The sequence below is a fragment of the Nocardioides sp. dk884 genome (assembly GCF_009557055.1).
Classification (GTDB): domain Bacteria; phylum Actinomycetota; class Actinomycetes; order Propionibacteriales; family Nocardioidaceae; genus Nocardioides.
In genome coordinates this window covers 4,021,463-4,039,286 of the sequence record NZ_CP045649.1, presented here as the reverse complement: position 1 = coordinate 4,039,286, position 17,824 = coordinate 4,021,463, and the positions used below count along the sequence as shown (strand labels likewise).

At 73.1% G+C, this 17,824-nt stretch carries 11 protein-coding genes; 8 read left to right on the top strand and 3 right to left on the bottom strand.

The genetic code is table 11. The features are described 5' to 3' along the window. Positions 1-24: 24 nt before the first annotated feature. Positions 25-3,522: a (Fe-S)-binding protein gene (locus tag GFH29_RS19255; RefSeq protein ID WP_153325342.1), complete on the bottom strand. Its 3,498-nt coding sequence runs from the start codon at positions 3,520-3,522 to the stop codon at positions 25-27. Positions 3,523-3,813: 291 nt separating this feature from the next. Further along, positions 3,814-5,172 carry a choice-of-anchor P family protein gene (locus GFH29_RS19250; RefSeq protein WP_153325341.1) on the bottom strand — a complete coding sequence of 453 codons (1,359 nt, stop codon included), beginning with the start codon at positions 5,170-5,172 and terminating at the stop codon, positions 3,814-3,816. Positions 5,173-5,399: 227 nt separating this feature from the next. On the opposite strand from GFH29_RS19250, the gene hutH reads away from it, so the two are divergent. Next, the gene (hutH, locus tag GFH29_RS19245) at positions 5,400-6,941 is read left to right on the top strand and encodes a histidine ammonia-lyase (RefSeq protein ID WP_153325340.1); all 1,542 of its coding nucleotides are present in this window, start codon (positions 5,400-5,402) and stop codon (positions 6,939-6,941) included. Then, positions 6,938-8,596 (top strand): urocanate hydratase, encoded by a 1,659-nt coding sequence (hutU, locus tag GFH29_RS19240; protein ID WP_228387628.1) that lies wholly within the window; start codon positions 6,938-6,940, stop codon positions 8,594-8,596. The genes hutH and hutU overlap by 4 nt, the downstream gene beginning before the upstream one ends. Before the next feature lie 30 nt (positions 8,597-8,626). On the opposite strand, the gene GFH29_RS19235 is transcribed toward hutU, so the two are convergent. Next, on the bottom strand, positions 8,627-10,549 hold the full coding sequence (locus GFH29_RS19235) for an amidase family protein (protein WP_194289068.1): 1,923 nt from the start codon (positions 10,547-10,549) through the stop codon (positions 8,627-8,629). Positions 10,550-11,009: 460 nt separating this feature from the next. On the opposite strand from GFH29_RS19235, the gene GFH29_RS19230 reads away from it, so the two are divergent. The 6 genes from GFH29_RS19230 to GFH29_RS19205 all read left to right on the top strand — a co-directional run bounded on the left by GFH29_RS19230 (position 11,010) and on the right by GFH29_RS19205 (position 17,776). Then, positions 11,010-11,987: a cupin domain-containing protein gene (locus GFH29_RS19230; RefSeq protein ID WP_153325339.1), complete on the top strand. Its 978-nt coding sequence runs from the start codon at positions 11,010-11,012 to the stop codon at positions 11,985-11,987. Between the two features lie 136 nt (positions 11,988-12,123). After that, positions 12,124-13,323: a CaiB/BaiF CoA transferase family protein gene (locus GFH29_RS19225; protein WP_153325338.1), complete on the top strand. Its 1,200-nt coding sequence runs from the start codon at positions 12,124-12,126 to the stop codon at positions 13,321-13,323. Next, the gene (locus tag GFH29_RS19220; protein ID WP_153325337.1) at positions 13,324-14,205 is read left to right on the top strand and encodes an HpcH/HpaI aldolase/citrate lyase family protein; all 882 of its coding nucleotides are present in this window, start codon (positions 13,324-13,326) and stop codon (positions 14,203-14,205) included. Beyond that, the gene (locus tag GFH29_RS19215) at positions 14,202-15,038 is read left to right on the top strand and encodes a cyclase family protein (RefSeq protein WP_153325336.1); all 837 of its coding nucleotides are present in this window, start codon (positions 14,202-14,204) and stop codon (positions 15,036-15,038) included. The genes GFH29_RS19220 and GFH29_RS19215 overlap by 4 nt, the downstream gene beginning before the upstream one ends. Before the next feature lie 69 nt (positions 15,039-15,107). Continuing rightward, positions 15,108-16,529, top strand: a complete 1,422-nt coding sequence (locus tag GFH29_RS19210) for an MmgE/PrpD family protein (protein ID WP_153325335.1) — start codon at positions 15,108-15,110, stop codon at positions 16,527-16,529. After that, the gene (locus GFH29_RS19205; RefSeq protein ID WP_153325334.1) at positions 16,526-17,776 is read left to right on the top strand and encodes a multidrug effflux MFS transporter; all 1,251 of its coding nucleotides are present in this window, start codon (positions 16,526-16,528) and stop codon (positions 17,774-17,776) included. Before GFH29_RS19210 ends, GFH29_RS19205 begins: the two co-directional genes overlap by 4 nt. Positions 17,777-17,824: the final 48 nt, after the last annotated feature.

The following is a 17,824-nucleotide window of genomic DNA, read 5'->3' as shown; positions in this document are numbered from 1 at the left end:
GACCCGTCGGTCGTGACCAGGTGGTCAGAGGTCGAACAGCGACCCGGTGCTGTGGATGTCCGCGTCGGTGCGGGGCTGGTGTGCCTCGCCGTTGACGGCGGGGGTCGGCTTCTTCTCGGCCGGCTCCTCCTCGGTGGGCTCGTCCTCGACCGGCTCGTCCTCGACCGGCGTCTCGGACTCGGGCTCCTCCTCGGTGGCCGCCTCGCTGACCGCGGCGCCGCTCGCCTGCTCGGGAGCTGCGGTCTCGGTGACCGCGGCGGTCGGCGCGGGGGCGGCGGCCTCCGGAGCCGGAGCTGCCGCAGTCTGAGTCGGAGCCGGAGCCGCCTCGGGGGTCGCGATGTCGAAGAGCGAACCCAGGTTGTCGAAGTCGACGTCCGTCGCCGGGGCGGGGGAGTCGGCTACGACGGGCGCGGGCGCTGCGGGCGCAGCCTCCGCGACCGGCTCGGGCTCCGCCGGGGTCTCGGCCGGAGCGGTCGGCGCCGGCGCCTCCTCTGCCGCAGCAGGAGCAGGAGCCGCCGGAGCCGGAGCGGCCGGAGCCGCCTCGGGTGCGGACAGGTCGAACAGCGAGCCCAGGTTGTCGAAGTCGACGTCGGCCTGCGGCTCGACAGCCGCCGCCGGGGCGGGCTCAGCCTTGGCCTCGACCGGCGCCGCCGGGGCGGGCTCAGCCTTGGGCTCGGTCTTGGACTCGGCCGCCGGTGCGGCCGGCTCCTCGGCGACCAGGTCGAACAGCGAACCGCCAGCGCCCAGGTCGACCTCCGGCTTGGCAGGCGCCGCCGCGGCGGGCTCCGCCTTGGCAGGCTCAGTCTTGGTCTCGGCCTTGGCCTCAGCCGGCGCAGGCGCGGCCGCGGGAGCAGCCGGCCCATCGCCGCCCAGGTCAAACAGCGACCCGCCGGAGCCGAGGTCGGTCTCGGTCTTGGCAGCCTTCGCCGGAGCAGCCTTCGTCGGGGCAGCCGCAGCCTCCGGCTCGTCGCCGCCGAGGTCGAAGAGCGAGCCACCGCTGGAGGCGGGCTTGGCCGCCTGGGCCTCCTGCGCCACCGACTTCTCGGCGGCAGCGGTGGCCGGCTCGTCGAACATCGACGAGGCGTCGTCGAAGAGCGAGGTGCCACCGGAGGCCTTGGCCGCCGGGCCGGCGTCCTCGGTCGCGGTCACGGTGTTCTCGGTCTGGGTGACGTCGCCCGACTCCGGCTCGGCCTTCGTCGCCACGTCGGCGTCCGACCCCGCGGCCTTCGCCGCAGGAGCCGCCTTCGCAGCGGGAGCCGCGACCGGCGCCGTACCGCTGCCCGGGGCCAGCTTGGTGGCCATCTCGCCCTTGACCGAGGCGAGCAGCATCTGCGCGACGTCGAGGACCTCGACCTCCTCGCGGGCCTCGCCCTTGGCCTGCTGGGCGGTGAGGCCGTCGGAGAGCATCACGCGGCAGAACGGGCAGCCGGTCGCGATCTGGTCGGCACCGGTGCCGACGGCCTCCACGGTGCGGTTGACGTTGATCCGCTCGCCGAGGTTCTCCTCCATCCACATGCGAGCGCCACCGGCGCCGCAGCAGAAGGACCGCTCGGAGTTGCGCTCCATCTCGCGGACCTCGGCGCCCGGGAGCACCTGGAGCAGCTCGCGCGGCGGCTCGTAGACCCCGTTGTGGCGACCGATGTAGCAGGGGTCGTGGTAGGTGATCGTGCGCTTGTGGGCGCCGGCGCCGTCGTTGACCGGCGTCAGCTTGCCCTCGCGGACCAGGCGGTTCAGCAGCTGGGTGTGGTGGACCACCTCCAGCTCGATGCCGAACTCCTTGTACTCGTTCTTCAGCGTGTTGAAGCAGTGCGCACAGGTCGTGACGGCCTTCTTGACCTTGTACTCCTTGAACGTCTCGACGTTCTGGGTGGCCAGGCCCTGGAAGACGAACTCGTTGCCGGCGCGGCGGGCGGGGTCGCCGCTGCAGGTCTCGCCGTTGCCGAGGACGCCGAAGGAGACGCCGGCCATGTCGAGCAGCTCGGCGACCGCGCGGGTGGTCTTCTTGGCGCGGTCCTCGTAGGCGCCGGCGCAGCCGACCCAGAACAGCCAGTCGACCTCCTCGAGCGACTCGATGTCGTCACCGACGACCTTGACGTCGAAGGGCAGGTCCTTGGCCCAGTCGAGGCGGGCGTTCGCGGACATGTTCCACGGGTTGCCCTTGTTCTCCAGGCCCTTGAACAGCCCGTTGAGCTCGGCGGGGAAGTTCGACTCCACCAGCACCTGGTAGCGGCGCATGTCCATGATGTGGTCGACGTGCTCGATGTCGACGGGGCACTGCTGGACGCAGGCACCGCACGAGGTGCACGACCAGAGCACGTCCTCGTCGATCACCGCGGAGCCGGACTCCGGCATGTAGAACCACTCGTCGGGGTCGGTCTTGCCGACCAGCGGGCGCGCAGCCTCGCGGGCCAGCACCTCGTCGTTCTCCAGCAGCGCGGTGGCAGCCTCGCTGCCCTCGCCGCCGGCGATGGAGTACGGCGCCTTGGCGTAGGCGTGGTCGCGCAGCGCGGTGATGAGCAGCTTCGGGGACAGCGGCTTGTCGGTGTTCCAGGCCGGGCACTGGCTCTGGCAGCGACCGCACTCGGTGCAGGTCGTGAAGTCGAGGATGCCCTTCCAGGAGAAGTCCTCCAGCTTGCCGACACCCAGCGTGGCGTCCTCGTCGAGGTCGTCGATGTCGTCGAGCGTGACGGCCTTGCCGTCGTTGGTCAGCGGCTTCATGCCGCCCAGCGCGGTGCGGCCGGAGCCCTCGCGCTTGAACCAGATGTTGGGCCAGGCGGTGAAGCGGTGCCAGGCCACGCCCATCGTGAGGTTGTTGGCGATCACCATCAGCCAGACCATCGCGGTGACGATCTTGAGCATCGCGATCACGATGATGATGGTCTCGAGGGTGCCCTCGGAGCCGGCGGAGGTCGGGAAGAGCGCGTCGCCGACCACCGAGCTGATCGGGAAGTGGAAGCGGTCGAAGTCCTCGGGGTGGTCGCTGGCGATCCGGCCCAGGTTGTACTCCGCGCCGCGGATGAACAGGATCGCGGAGCCCTCGAGCAGCGCCATGGCCTCGACGAAGTAGGCCTGCCAGAAGTTGGAGCCGTAGAAGCGGCTCTTCTTCCCCTTGCGCCGGGGGTGGTTCACCTGTCGGTAGATGATCAGGAAGACGATGCCGATGGTGCTCAGCAGGCCGAGGCCCTCGCTGAGCCACTCGTAGGCGAAGAAGTGGCCGATGATCGGCAGCGCGAAGTCCGGCTTGAACAGCTGGAAGTAGCCCGTCGCGACCGCGCCGGCGAGCACGATGAACCCGGCGTAGACGAACCAGTGCATGATGCCGACCCAGTGCCACTGGAGCATCCGGGTGTGACCCAACGTTTCCTTGACCATCGTCCAGGAGCGGCGCCCCGGCTGGTCGGTGCGGCCCGTGGTCGGGCCACCGACGCGCAGGGTCGCAAGGATGCTGCGGACGGCGATCGCGGTCATGGTGACGGCGACCACGGTGAAGGCCAACGAGACAACGATGGCGAAGATCTGCATGGACTACGGCTCCTCGTCGTGGTGCGTGCCCGGCACCGGGCACGATCGCGAGCCTAGGGGGCTCGCCGAGAGCGGTGGTCGCCCGCTCGACATGAGAGCGACTCTACCCGTCGGTAACATGTAGTGCGAGCCCGATTCCGGACCCTCGTGCGCAGGTCGTTGTGATGCGCATCTCCATTCTCGCCGAGCAGGACAACGGGCGGGGACCTGTGGGTCCCCGCCCGGTGCGGTGCCGCTGCGCGGATGGTGCGGTGGTGCTGGCCGGCGGGTGCCGGCCGGGGACGCCGGCGCTCAGCGCTTGGCGTCGTAGATCTTCAACATCGCGGTGCCGAGGTTGATCTTGGCGCCGTAGAACTCGCTGCTGACGTCGAGCACGCTGAGCTGCACGGCGATCGCCTTGGCGCCCCACTTGCCCCGCTCGACGACGTTGAACTTCACCGAGAGCAGCGGCAGGCCCGGGATCTCGATCGAGGGGATGTCCTTCGGCAGGGTCAGCTTCTGGCCGTTGAGCGTGATGCTGCCGACCGTGGTGCCCGAGGTGTCGACCTTGGTGCGGCTGTTCGGCTTCTGCGAGCGCAGCCGGTTGGCCTTCACCGAGGCCTTGATGCCGTCGATGACGAGCAGGTCGCCGCCGAGGGCGACGCGGGCCAGGCTGGACTCCTCATAGCCCCAGGCGCGACGGGCGTTCTGCTTGCCCATCTGGCGGCTGCCGCCCACCGAGACCTCCAGGACGCCGGGCAGGTCGACGTCGAGCACCGAGTCCTTCTTGACCTTGCCGCCGGTGCCCGAGCACGGCATCACGATGTTCTGGGTGCGACCGACGTCGAGCAGGCCGGCCAGGGCCTTGGCCTCGAGGGTGCCGGCGCGGCCGCGGAACAGGCCGGTCCGGATGTCGCTGAAGATCTTCGCGGAGCTGTGCGCGACCCGGATGCGGGTCTTGGTCGGGGCGATGTACACCTCGAGCGCGTCGGCGCGGGCGACGGCGCGCGACTTGTTGACGACGCTCTCCTTGTTGCCCAGCGAGACGCGGCCGAGGCCGGGGATGTTGATCGGCTGGCCGGGCAGCGGGACGTCGAACCCGGTCCGCTTGCCGCCCTGGGGGGTGAACCAGAGGCTGAGCAGGTTGGTCGAGACATCGGTGCCGAAGCCGGTCTTCGGGTCGTGGTAGGCCTCGGCGCGGGTGCTGATCGCGCCCAGCTCGAGCTTGCCGAAGGCGTTGTTGGCCAGCGTGATGCCGGCGATCTTCTGGGTGGTGATCGACGCGACGCGGCCGGACTTGTAGCGGCGGGTGCGGTTGGTGGTCTTGATCGCGCCGACCTCGCCGAGACCGGGGATGGTGACGCCGGCGAGGCTGTTCTGGCGCTTGAGGCCGACCTCGTTGGTGCAGCCGATGACCTTGTGCGCCGTACGCCCGGAGGAGGCCGGCAGGCTGCCGCCCTCGATCCGGGTGCCGTAGCCGCCGCCGGCCAGGGCGAACTCGGTGAAGCGGCCCTTCCCGGCCTTGGCGGCCGGGGTCGCGGAGGTGGTGATGCTCGTCCACTCGGGCGAGGCCTTGACGGGGGAGGCGGCGGGCGCGGCGTGTGCTGACGGCATCGCCGGCAGCACGAGCGCGATCGCGAGCGCGGTGCCGAGAGACAGCAGACGTCGCATGGGGGGCTCCTGAACGAGAGGGGGTGGGGATTCCCGAACAACGAGTTACTTCGCGTCGGGCTACGCATTCGCGCGACATCCCCTACCCACCGGTGGGCGATGTGTGACACGCGAGGCGCAAGTGGCTCGCGGTGGTCCGGACCAGTGCGGTGTGAACGGCGGTGGCGCAGCGGGCTGGGGAAGGTGGAGGGGTCGACGCGCGTGGCCGGCGGGCGTTGGATGGGTCGATGGTGAGGACAGTGGTCGTCGATGTCGCCCCGCTCCACCCCGCCGACCTCGTCGCGGTGACGCGGGGTGGCGCGCCGGTGGAGCTCTCCGCGGCGGCCCGCGCCGCGATCGCGCGGGGCCGGGAAACCGTCGATGCGCTCGCGGCCGCGCCGGAGCCGTCGTACGGCGTCTCGACGGGGTTCGGCGCCCTGGCGACGCGGCACGTGCCGCTGGCGAAGCGCGCCCAGCTGCAGCGCTCCCTGGTCCGCTCGCACGCCGCGGGGTCGGGCCCGGAGGTGGAGCGGGAGGTGGTGCGGGCGCTGATGCTGCTGCGGCTCTCCACGCTCGCGACCGGGCACACCGGGGTGCGCCCGGCGACCGCCGAGCTGCTCGCCGGGCTGCTGAGCCAGGGGATCACCCCGGTGGTGCACGAGCACGGTTCGCTGGGCTGCTCCGGGGACCTCGCCCCGCTGGCGCACTGCGCGCTGGCGCTGCTCGGCGAGGGCCCGGTGCGTGATCGCGCCGGCGTGCTGCGCCCGGCTGCGGAGGCGCTGGCCGAGGTCGGCCTCGCCCCGGTCGAGCTGGGTCCGAAGGAGGGGCTCGCGCTGATCAACGGCACCGACGGCATGCTCGGCATGCTGGTGCTGGCGCTGGAGGACCTGCGCCTGCTGCTGCGCAGCGCCGACGTCGCCGCGGCGATGTCGGTCGAGGGGCTGCTCGGCACTGACCGGGTCTTCGCCGCCGAGCTCCAGGCGCTGCGCCCGCATCCGGGTCAGGCCGACTCGGCCGCCAACCTGAGCGCGCTGCTCGCCGGCTCCGGGGTGGTGGCCTCGCACCGCGGCCGGGACTGCAACCGGGTGCAGGACGCCTACTCGCTGCGCTGTGCGCCGCAGGTCCACGGCGCGGCCCGCGACACCGTCGAGCACGCCGCGAGCGTCGCCGCGCGCGAGCTGGCCGCCGCCGTCGACAACCCGGTGGTGCTCGGGGACCGGGTGGAGTCCAACGGCAACTTCCACGGGGCGCCGCTGGGCTACGTCCTGGACTTCCTGGCGATCGCGGCCGCCGACGTGGCCTCGATGAGCGAGCGGCGTACCGACCGGTTCCTCGACGTCGCGCGCAGCCACGGGCTGCCGGCGTTCCTCGCCGCGGACCCGGGCGTGGACAGCGGGCACATGATCGCGCAGTACACCCAGGCCGCGATCGTCACCGAGCTCAAGCGGCTCGCGGTGCCCGCCTCGGTCGACTCGATCCCCTCCAGCGCGATGCAGGAGGACCACGTCTCGATGGGCTGGTCGGCCGCGCGCAAGCTGCGCCGCAGCGTCGAGGGGCTCACCCGGGTGCTGGCGATCGAGGTGCTGACCGCGGCGCGGGCGCTCGACCTGCGCGCGCCGCTGATCCCTGCTGCGGGGACCGACGCGGTGGTCGCGCTGCTGCGCGGGGCCGGAGTGGAGGGCCCGGGGCCGGACCGGTTCCTGGCCCCGGAGATCGAGGTGGCCGTCGACCTCGTGCGCTGCGGCGCCGTGGTGGCCGCCGCCGAGGAGGAGATCGGGGAGCTGCGATGAGCGAGATGACGACGGGCCAGGGGCCGGTCCGGGCGGCACGGGGCAGCGCCCTCACCGCGCGCTCGTGGCAGACCGAGGCGGCGCTGCGGATGCTGATGAACAACCTGGACCCGGAGGTCGCGGAGCGTCCCGAGGACCTCGTCGTCTATGGCGGCACCGGCAAGGCGGCGCGCAGCTGGGCGGCGTACGACGCGCTGGTGCGCGCGCTGAGCACGCTCGGCGACGACGAGACGCTGCTGGTGCAGTCGGGCAAGCCGGTGGGGGTGGTGCGCACCCACGAGTGGGCGCCGCGGGTGCTGATCGCGAACTCCAACCTGGTCGGCGACTGGGCGAACTGGGAGGAGTTCCGCCGCCTGGAGGACCTCGGGCTGACGATGTACGGGCAGATGACCGCCGGGTCGTGGATCTATATCGGCACCCAGGGGATCCTGCAGGGCACCTTCGAGACGTTCGCGGCGGTGGCCGACAAGCGCTTCGGCGGCACGCTTGCCGGGACCATCACGCTCACCGGGGGTCTCGGCGGGATGGGCGGCGCGCAGCCGCTGGCGGTGACGATGAACGACGGGGTGGCGATCTGCGTCGAGGTCGACGCGGCGCGGATCGAGCGCCGCCTGGAGCACCGCTACCTCGACGTGCGTGCGGAGTCGCTGGAGCACGCGCTCTCGCTGGCCGTGGCCGCACGCGACGAACGGCGGGCGCTGTCGATCGGGGTGCTCGGCAACGCCGCGGAGGTGTTCCCGGCGCTGCAGGCGGCGGGGGCGCCCCTCGACGTGATCACCGACCAGACCTCCGCGCACGACCCGCTGGCCTACCTCCCGGTCGGGGTGGCCTTCGAGGACTGGCAGCAGGCGGCGGCCGAGGACCCCGCGGGATTCACCGAGCGGGCCCGGGCCTCGATGGCCACGCAGGTGGCGGCGATGGTCGCGTTCGCCGACGCGGGCGCGGAGGTCTTCGACTACGGCAACTCGATCCGCGACGAGGCGCGCAAGGGCGGCTGCGCCCGGGCCTTCGACATCCCCGGCTTCGTGCCCGCCTACATCCGCCCGCTGTTCTGCCAGGGCAAGGGCCCGTTCCGCTGGGCCGCGCTCTCCGGCGACCCGGCCGACATCGCGGCCACCGACGCGGCGGTGCTCGAGCTGTTCCCCGACGACGAGCGGCTGCGGCGCTGGATCACGATCGCCCAGGAGCGGGTGGCGTTCCAGGGGCTGCCGGCGCGGATCTGCTGGCTCGGCTACGGCCAGCGCCACCTCGCCGGGCTGCGGTTCAACGAGATGGTGCGCAGCGGCGAGCTGCGCGCGCCGGTGGTGATCGGCCGCGACCACCTCGACTGCGGCTCGGTCGCCTCGCCGTACCGCGAGACGGAGGCGATGGCCGACGGCTCCGACGCGATCGCCGACTGGGCGGTGCTCAACGCCCTGGTCAACACCGCCTCGGGTGCCACCTGGGTCTCCTTCCACCACGGCGGCGGCGTCGGCATGGGCCGCTCGCTGCACGCCGGCCAGGTCTGCGTCGCCGACGGCACCGACCTCGCCGCCCAGAAGCTCGAGCGGGTGCTCACCAACGACCCGGCGATGGGGGTGTTCCGCCACGTGGACGCGGGCTACGAGATCGCCGAGCGGGTCGCGGGGGAGCGGGGGTTGCGGGTGCCGCGTTGAGGGGCGGCACCCGCGTGGCCCGCGGCGCGGCTACTTCTTGCGCTTGACCACCAGCGTCAGCGCGTCCTTCGACGGCGCCACGGTGTCGCTGCCGGCGTAGCCGAGGACGACGCGGTGGCGTCCGGCCCCCAGCTTCTTCAGCGTGATCGTGGCGCGCCCGGCCCGCGTGAGCGTGGCCCGGCCGACGACCTTGCCCTTGACAGTGGCGATTACCCGTCCGGTGGCCTGCTCGCCACCGGCTGCGACGGCGACCCGCACCTTGGCCCGCTGGCCCTTGAGCACCGGGTTGCGGACGAACGACGCCAGGGTCGCCGAGGTCGCGATCTGCGGCTCCGGCTCGTCACAGTCCCGGACGGAGTCGGCGCTGGCCAGCGGGGTGCAGGTGAACGCGGTGGGGTTGATCAGCTCCGGCGGCAGCCACACGTCGGCGGCCGCCTCGAAGTCCGCGGCGTACCCGAGCAAGGCCGCTTCGGTGTAGGCGGTGCCCAGGAAGGTGACCGCGACCGGACGCCTGTTGGTGGGCGCGTAGCCGGCCGGGAGCGTGACCGACGGGTACCCGGCGCGGGCACCGATGCCGGTGGTGCCGGCGTTGCTGACGATGGCGTCGAGGTCGTTCGCCTCGAGCACGGCATCGATGTTGGCGCGGCTCTCGGCGATGCCCAGGTCGCGGGCGGTCTCGTAGGCCTCGAGCTGCGCGGGGTCGGTGAGGTCGACGGCCTCGGAGGCGGTGAGCAGGGTCTGGCCGAACTTCAGTGCCACGCCGGCGTGGGCGTTGTTGAACGCGATGATGTCGCTCAGCGTGTCCATGGGCGCACTCTCGGGGAGGCGGGCCAGATAGGCGTTGAGGTCGCGCTCGAACTCGTAGGAGAGGATGCCCGGCTGCTGGGAGCTGGCCGGAGCGGTCACCGGGACGAGGGTGGCTCCCTGGGCCTCGAGCACGGTGAGTGCGGTGTTGTACGCCTCGTTGGTCGAGGCGACCACGCCGAGGCGCACGCCTTCGAGGGCGGTCTCGGAGAGCCCGGCGGTGTAGTCGACGTCGTCGTAGACATCCGCGCCAGCGGTGGCGCTGTCCTCGGGATCGGCGCCCGTGGTCAGGCCGGTGAGAACGGCGGCGGCGTCGTACACCGAGCGCGCCATCGGGCCCACGGTGTCCTGGGAGGCGGAGATCGGGATGACGCCGGTGCGGCTGATCAGTCCGACGGTCGGCTTGACTCCGACGAGGGAGTTGGCGTTGGCCGGGCTGAGGATGGACCCGGAGGTCTCCGACCCGACCGTGGCGGCGGCCAGAGCCGTCGAGGCAGCGACGCCGGAACCGGCGCTCGAGCCGCTCGGGGTCTGGGACAGGTCGTAGGCGTTGAGGACCTGGCCGCCCAGCGAGCTGTAGCCGGCGGGCATCCCGCTGGTCGTGTAGTTGGCGAACTCCGTGAGATTGGTCTTGCCCAGGATGATCGCGCCGGCCTCGCGCAGCGCCGCGGTCGCGGGCGCATCCGCCGCGGGGAACGAGTTCGCCAGCGCGACGCTGCCGGCCGTGGTCGGCATGCCGGCGGCGTCGATGTTGTCCTTGATCAGGATCGGGATGCCGAGCAGGGGACCGGTCTGCCCGGCAGCTCGGGCGCGGTCAGCGGCGACCGCCTGGGCGCGGGCGTCGGCGGCGATCTGGCGCACCGAGTTCAGCCGGGGGCCGCTGGCGTCGATGGCGGCGATCCGGGCGAGGTAGGCCTCGACCAGGTCGACGGAGGTGAAGTCGCCGGCGCTGAGACCGGCCTGGAGGTCCTCGATCGAGGCGGTGCTGAGCTGGAGGCCGCCGGGCAGGGTGGTGGCGGACGCCGGCTTCGGCGCCGGGGCCGCGGTCGAGGCGGGCGAGGAGACGGCCAGGGTGGAGAGGGCCAGGGCGGCGCCCGTGAGGGTCCCGGCGACGATGCGGGTCGCCCGGCGGGTGGAGGAGGGAGGCAATTCGTGTCCTTCGAGAGTGGCGGACGGTGCGGGGTCCGGAGTGTTCGGCCCCGGTGTTTCGTCAGGCGACACGGTGCGGCGGACCGGGCGCCGCGCGCTGGTCCGAACGGGCGAGGCCGCCTGCTCGCCGCCGGCAGGACGTCCGGCCGCTGGTCGCGAAAGCGGGAAGATCTTGTGTCCGGGTGGCGGGCTGGCGTGGTCTCTGCGTTACCTGTTCTTCATCGGGGTTGTCCGCTGGTCGGTGTTTTTCCGCGCAATTGCGCGGAAAAACACTGCTACCGGCTGGTTCCACAGGGCGTATCTCAGCAATTGCGCGGAAAAGCACCGCGGGAAGAGCGCCGACGGCGAACGCCGCGCGAAATTCCACCTGGTGCGTGAAGACGGGCGAGACCCGGCGGGCGCCTGCCACGGTGTCGGCGGGCCGGCGCGGCCCGCCGTCGTACCGCCGAGGAGGCACGTGATGCAGGAGCACACCCCGTCCGCCGACGTCGAGGACCTGGCCGGGGCGCCGGACCTGGCCGCGCTCGACACCGCGCTGGCGCCGCGCTCGATGATGGCCGGCTGGAGCAAGCTCGAGCCGTCGCTGTGGCCCGAGCCGCGCCCGCAGCACGACCCGGCGGTGTGGCGCTACGCCGACGCGCGCGCGGGCCTGGACTCGGCGGGGCGGATGATCTCCGCGGAGCAGGCCGAGCGGCGCAACCTGTTCCTGGTCAACCCGGTCGAGGGCAACCACTACCCGACCGTGCGGACGCTGGTCAGCGCCTACCAGATGATCCTGCCGGGGGAGCGGGCCCGCAGCCACCGGCACACGCCCAACGCGCTGCGCCTGGTGATGGACGTGGCGCCCGGGACCTACACCGTCGTCGACGGCGTCCGCATCGACATGGAGCCGGGCGACGTCCTGCTCACCCCGGGCTGGTGCTGGCACGGGCACGGCAACGACGGCGCCGAGCCCGGCTACTGGATCGACTACCTCGACGTGCCGCTCGTGCACCTGCTGGAGCCGATGTTCCTCGAGTGGCACCCCGACGGCTTCCAGGAGCCGACGAGCGCCACCCGCGACTCCGAGTTCGTCTTCCCCTGGGCGAGCACGGCCGCACGTCTCGACGCGGCCGAGCCCGACGAGCACGGCCGGGTCCGCGTGCAGCTCGGCGATCCCGCGATGCCCACGACGGCGCTGTTCATGGAGCGGCTCGCCGCCGGGACGACCCGCCCGGCGCTGCGGACCACCGCCAGCCAGATCGTCACCTGCTACGCCGGCAGCGGGGTCAGCCGCATCGGCGACCGGGAGATCGCCTGGTCGCGCGGCGACGTCCTCGCGGTGCCGAGCTGGACGGCGTACGAGCACGTCGCGGACAGCGACGCGGTGCTCTTCACCGTCACCGACCGCCCGGTGCTGGACAAGCTCGGCTTCTGGCGCGAAGAACGCCTCGGCTGAGGACGTCGTACGACGGGGTCGAAGCGATCTTCCACTGGATGACGGGAGGCATGGCGGGGGCCGGGACGGCTGCCTAGCGTCGGGGGGTCCGCGGAGTACCGCTGCCCGCGACGCCTGCCTGAGGAGCCGCCCTGCCATGACCGACACCGTCCTGCCGCCCCTGACCGGCCTCAAGGTCCTCGACGTGGCGACCCTGTTCGCCGGGCCGTCCGCCGCGACCCTGATGGGTGACTTCGGCGCCGAGGTGATCAAGGTCGAGCACCCCCGCAAGCCCGACCCGGCCCGCACGCACGGGCACTCCAAGGACGGTCACGGCCTGTGGTGGAAGGTGCTCGGCCGCAACAAGCGCACGATCACCCTCGACCTCTCCCAGCCCGCCGGCCAGGAGGTCTTCCTGCGCCTGGTCGAGCAGGCCGACGTGGTCATCGAGAACTTCCGCCCCGGCACCCTGGAGCGCTGGAACCTCTCCTACGACCGCCTCAGCGAGGTCAACCCCGGCCTGGTGCTGACCCGGGTCACCGGCTTCGGCCAGTTCGGCCCGCGCTCGAAGGAGCCGGCGTTCGGCACCATCGCCGAGGCGATGTCGGGCTTCGCGCACTCCACCGGCCAGCCCGACGGCCCGCCGACCCTCCCGCCGCTGGCGCTGGCCGACAACATCTCCGGCCTGGCCGCCACCATCGCCACCCTGATGGCGCTGCGCGGGCGCGACACCACCGGCAAGGGCCAGGTCGTCGACCTCGCGATCATCGAGCCGATCCTGGCGATGCTGGGCTCCCAGCTCACGGTCTTCGACCAGCTCGGCGTGATCACCCAGCGTGCCGGCAACCGCTCGGAGAACAACGCCCCGCGCAACACCTACAAGACCGCCGACGGCGACTGGGTGGCGATCTCCACCAGCGCCCACACCATCGCCGAGCGGGTGATGCGCCTGGTCGGTCGCGACGACCTGACCAAGGAGCCGTGGTTCGGCGACGGCCACCAGCGCGCCCAGCACGCCGACATCCTCGACGAGGCCGTCGGCTCCTGGATCCTCGCGCGCCCGACCGCCGTCGTGGTCGAGGAGTTCGCCAGGGCCGAGGCAGCGCTCGCCGTCGTCAACGACATGAGCCGCGTGATCGTCGATGAGCAGTACAACGCGATCGGTGCGATCGCCACCGTCGAGGACGACGACCTGGGCCCGATCCGGATGCCGAACGTGATGTTCCGCCTCTCCGAGCAGCCCGGCCGGATCCGCCACACCGGCCGCGGCCACGGCGCCGACACCGACGAGGTCCTGCGCGAGCTCGGCCTCGAGACCGAGGAGCTGGAGAAGCTCCGCGCGGACGGGGTGGTCTGAGTGAGCACCCAGCGCCGCCCGGTCGAGGACACCCTCGCCTGGCTCTACGTCCCCGCCCCCCGTGCCGGGGAGCTGCTGGCCAAGGCCGCGAAGGCCGCCGACGGCATCGTGGTCGACCTCGAGGACGCCGTGCACCCGCGCCAGCGGCCCGCCGCGCGTGAGCACCTCGCCGAGGCGCTGCCGGCGTACGACGCGGCGGCGGTCGTCGTCGTCCGCGTCAACCCGGTCTCCACCGAGGACTTCGCCGCCGACATCGCCGCGCTGACCCCGCTGGTGCAGGCCGGCCACGTCGCCGCGGTCCGCGTCGCGAAGGTGGAGTCGGCCGCCGAGGTGGCCACCGCCCGCGCCGCCACCGCCGCCTGGGGCCCCGAGCCCCGGCTGATCTGCCAGCTCGAGTCGGCCGGCGCGGTCGCCCGCGCCCACGAGATCGCGGCCGCCGACGGCGTGCACTCGATCATGCTCGGCGAGGCCGACCTGCGCGCCGACCTGCGCCTGCCCCGCGGCGCCGCCGGCGACCCCGGACTGCTGCTCGCCCGCCAGACCTGCGTGCTCGCCTCCCGGGCCGCGGGGCTGCCGTCCCCGGTCGGCAGCGCGTTCACCGACGTCCGCGACCTCGACGGGCTGCGCGAGACCAGCGCCCGGCTGGCCGCGCTGGGCTTCCTGGGCCGCTCCTGCATCCACCCGAAGCAGGCGGCGGTCGTCCGCGAGGCGTTCGCGCCCGCCGAGGCCGACCTGACCTGGGCCCGCTCGGTGCTGGCCGAGGCCGGCACCCAGGACGGCGCGGACAGCGCCGCCTCCGTGCTCGCCGACGGCTCGTTCGTCGACCCCGCCATCGTGCGCCAGGCCGAGCGGATCGCCGCCCGGGCGGAGGCCGCCCGATGAGTGCCGCGGCCCCGGGCATCCTGCCCGAGGGTGTCGGGGCGGGCCGCCTGGCCGGCGCCGACGTCACGGTCGTCGACCTCGCCCAGCCGCTGCACCCCGGCGTGCCGGTGTCCCCGAGCCACCCCGGTTTCCGGCACTCCCTGCAGCGCCGCCACGGCGACGCCGTCCGCGTCGACGGCACCTCCGGTGCCAACGACATGCTGGTCCTCGGCACCCACACCGCCACCCACGTCGACGCGCTGGCGCACATCAGCCACGACGGGCTGCTGCACGGCGGCACCGACGCCCGCGCGGCCCAGGAGGGCGGACGCTTCGTCGAGCACGGCGTGCACACGATCGCCCCGGTGGTGGCCCCCGGCGTGCTCCTGGACCTGCCGGCCCACCTCGGCGTCGAGCGGCTCGCGCCCGGTCAGGCGATCACCGCCGACGACCTGGCCGCGGCCGCCGGCGACCGGGAGATCGAGCCCGGCAGCGTGATCATGGTCCGCACCGGCTGGGCGCAGCTGTGGGACGACCCGCAGGCGTTCCTCAGCCACGACGGCGGCGTGCCCGGCCCCGACGAGGGCGCCTGCCAGTGGCTCGCCGCCCGGTCGCCGCGCCTGGTCGGCTCCGACACCACCGCCTTCGAGCACATCCCGGCCGGTGAGGGGCACGCGCGCCTGCCCGGCCACCGGGTGCTGCTCGTCGAGGCCGGCGTACCGATCATGGAGATGCTCCAGCTCGAGCGCCTCGCTGCCCTCGCGCCCGCGCAGTTCAGCGTCATCGCCGCGCCGCTGCCGATCGTCGGCGCCACCGGCTCGCCGCTGCGCCCGCTCGCGCTCGTCGTCACCTGAGGCGTCGTACGACGTCTCGCCGCACCACCCGCCCCCTTCAACCGGATCCACCACGAGGAGCCCAGTTCCGTGACCGCAGTCGCCCCGAGCACCGAAGGGGCGACTGCTGTCGCCCGTCTGGCCGCCTTCGCCGCCGCCTTCCGCGCGGACCCCGCCCAGGCCCCGCTGGACGACGCCCGCCAGCGGCTGCTGGACACCATCGGCATCTCGGTGCCGGCGCTGGCCACCGGTCCGGCCCAGATCGTGCACAACCTGGCCCGGGCCTGGGGCGGGCATGAGCAGTCCACCGCCCTCGGCCTCGCCGAGAAGGTCCCGGCGCCGACCGCCGCGCTGGTCAACGGCACCCTGGGCCACGCCCTGGACTTCGATGACACCCACGTGCCCTCGATCCTGCACCCCTCGGCCTCCGTGGTTCCGGCCGCGCTGGCCGCCGCCGAGGCGTGCGGCGCCAGCGGCCGCGAGCTGCTCGCCGCGATCGCCGTCGGCAACGAGATCTGCATCCGGCTGGGCAACGCCGGCTACGACCCGGCGATCAACAACTCCGTCTTCTTCGAGCGCGGCCTGCACGCCACCTCGATCTGCGGCGCGCTCGGCTCGGCCGCAGCCGCGGCCACCGTGATGGGCCTGCCCGAGGACCAGATCGCCCACGCGATGGGCATCGCGGCCTCGATGGGCGCCGGCCTGCTGGAGGCCAACCGCGCCGGCGGCTCGGTCAAGCGCATGCACTGCGGCTGGGCCGCGCACTCCGGCGTCGTCGCCGCCCAGTCCGCGGCTGCCGGTCTCACCGGCCCGCCGACCGTGCTCGAGGGCCGCTTCGGGTTCTTCCACGCCTACTGCGGGGAGACCTACGACGAGGCGGCGCTGCTCGACGGGCTCGGCGAGGTGTGGGCCACGGGCGACTGCTTCGTGAAGCCCTACCCCACCAACGTCTTCACCCACTCCGGCATCGACGCCGCGCTCGCGCTGCGGGCCAAGGGCCTGAAGCCCGAGCAGATCGAGTCGGTCGAGATCGGCGTCCCCTCCCCGGTGCTGCGCACCATCGCGCAGCCGCGTGAAGCCAAGATCCGCCCGGAGTCGGGCTACCACGCGCAGTTCTCCGGCCCGTTCACCTTCGCGATCGCGCTCGGCGGCGGGGGCGGGCTCGGCGTCTACCTCGACGACTTCACCGACGCCCAGGTGGCCGACCCGGTGCTGCTCGACCTGGCCGCCCGGATCACCCACGTCGGCGACCCCCGCTGCGACGAGATCTTCCCCAGCCACTTCCCCTCGATCGTGCGGGTGAAGCTCAAGGACGGCACCGAGCTGGTCGAGGAGGTGCTCACCACGCGGGGCACCTCGGAGCGGCCGCTCAGCGACGAGGAGATCATGCTCAAGTTCCGCCTCAACGCCGCCGGGCTGCCCGGCGGCGCCGACGAGATCGGCCGGCGCATCGCCGATGTCGCGTCGTACGACGACGTGAGCCGGCTGCTCGAGGGGACCACTGCGGGTTGAGCACCAGCCACCGCCCCGCCGCCCGCGCCACCGTCCGGCCGGGCGGCGGCCTCTCGGTGCCGCTGCTGCTGGTCCTCGCGGCGTGCAGCGGGTTCCCGCCGTTCGCGATCGACACCTATCTGCCGGGCTTCCCGCAGATCGCCGACGACCTGGACACCACCGCGGCCCAGGTCCAGCTGACGCTCACCGCGTTCCTGCTGGCGACGGCGGTGGGACAGATCGTCTGCGGCACCCTGTCGGACCAGGTCGGACGCCGGCCGGTGCTGATCGGCGGCATCGCGCTCGGGGTCGCGGCCAGCCTGACCTGCGCGCTGGCCGAGTCGATCTGGCTGCTGCTCGCCGCGCGGGCCCTCCAGGGGATCGGCACCGGGGCGGTGATGGTGGTCGCGCGGGCGGTGGTCGCTGACCTGTCGACCGGTGCCACCGCGGCCCGGGCGTTCTCGGCCCTGGCCGCGGTGCAGTCGGTGGCGCCGATCGCGGCGCCGGTGCTGGGCGGGCTGCTGATCGGGCCGTTCGGCTGGCGGGCGGCGTTCTGGATGCTGTTCGCGATGACCGTGGCGATGGCGGTGGCGATCGTGGCGATGATCCCGGAGACGCTGCCCGCGGAGCACCGCGGCGGCAGCGGGCTGCGGCGCATCGTCGTCGACGGACGCCACCTGCTGGCCGACCGCGGCTACCTCGGCGCGGTCGTCACCGTGGCGGCGAGCTTCGCGACGATGTTCGCCTACATCTCGGCCAGCCCGTTCGTGCTCCAGACGATCCTGGGGCTCTCGGAGTACGCCTACTCGGCGGTCTTCGCCTGCACCGCCGCCGCGCTGGTCGCGATGATCATGGTCAACCGTCGTCTCGTGCTGTTCGTGGCCCCCGAGCGGCTGATCGTCTTCGGCGCGCTCGGCCAGGCGTTCGGCGTGGCGGTGCTGCTCGTCTGCGTCGTGTTCCTCGACCTCCCGCTGCCCGCGATGATCGTGGGCTTCCTGGCCGTGCAGGGCTCCCAGGGCCTGCTCACCGGCAACTGCAACGCGATCGGCCTGCTGCGCGCCAAGCCCCGCACGGGCACCGGCTCGGCGCTCATGGGCGGCGCCCAGTTCGGCCTGGCCGCGGTGGTCGCCCCGCTCGTCGGGATCGCCGGCGAGCACACCGCCGTACCCATGGTGTCGCTGATGGCCCTCAGCGTGGCCTTCACCTTCCTCGGTGTCGCCCTCGTCCGCTCCGCCTCGCGCGCCCAGGAGCCGGCCGGCGCCTCCTGACCTGCGGGTCGGGGCGTGGCGGCCCGGGGGAGGGTGTCTTCGGCGCAA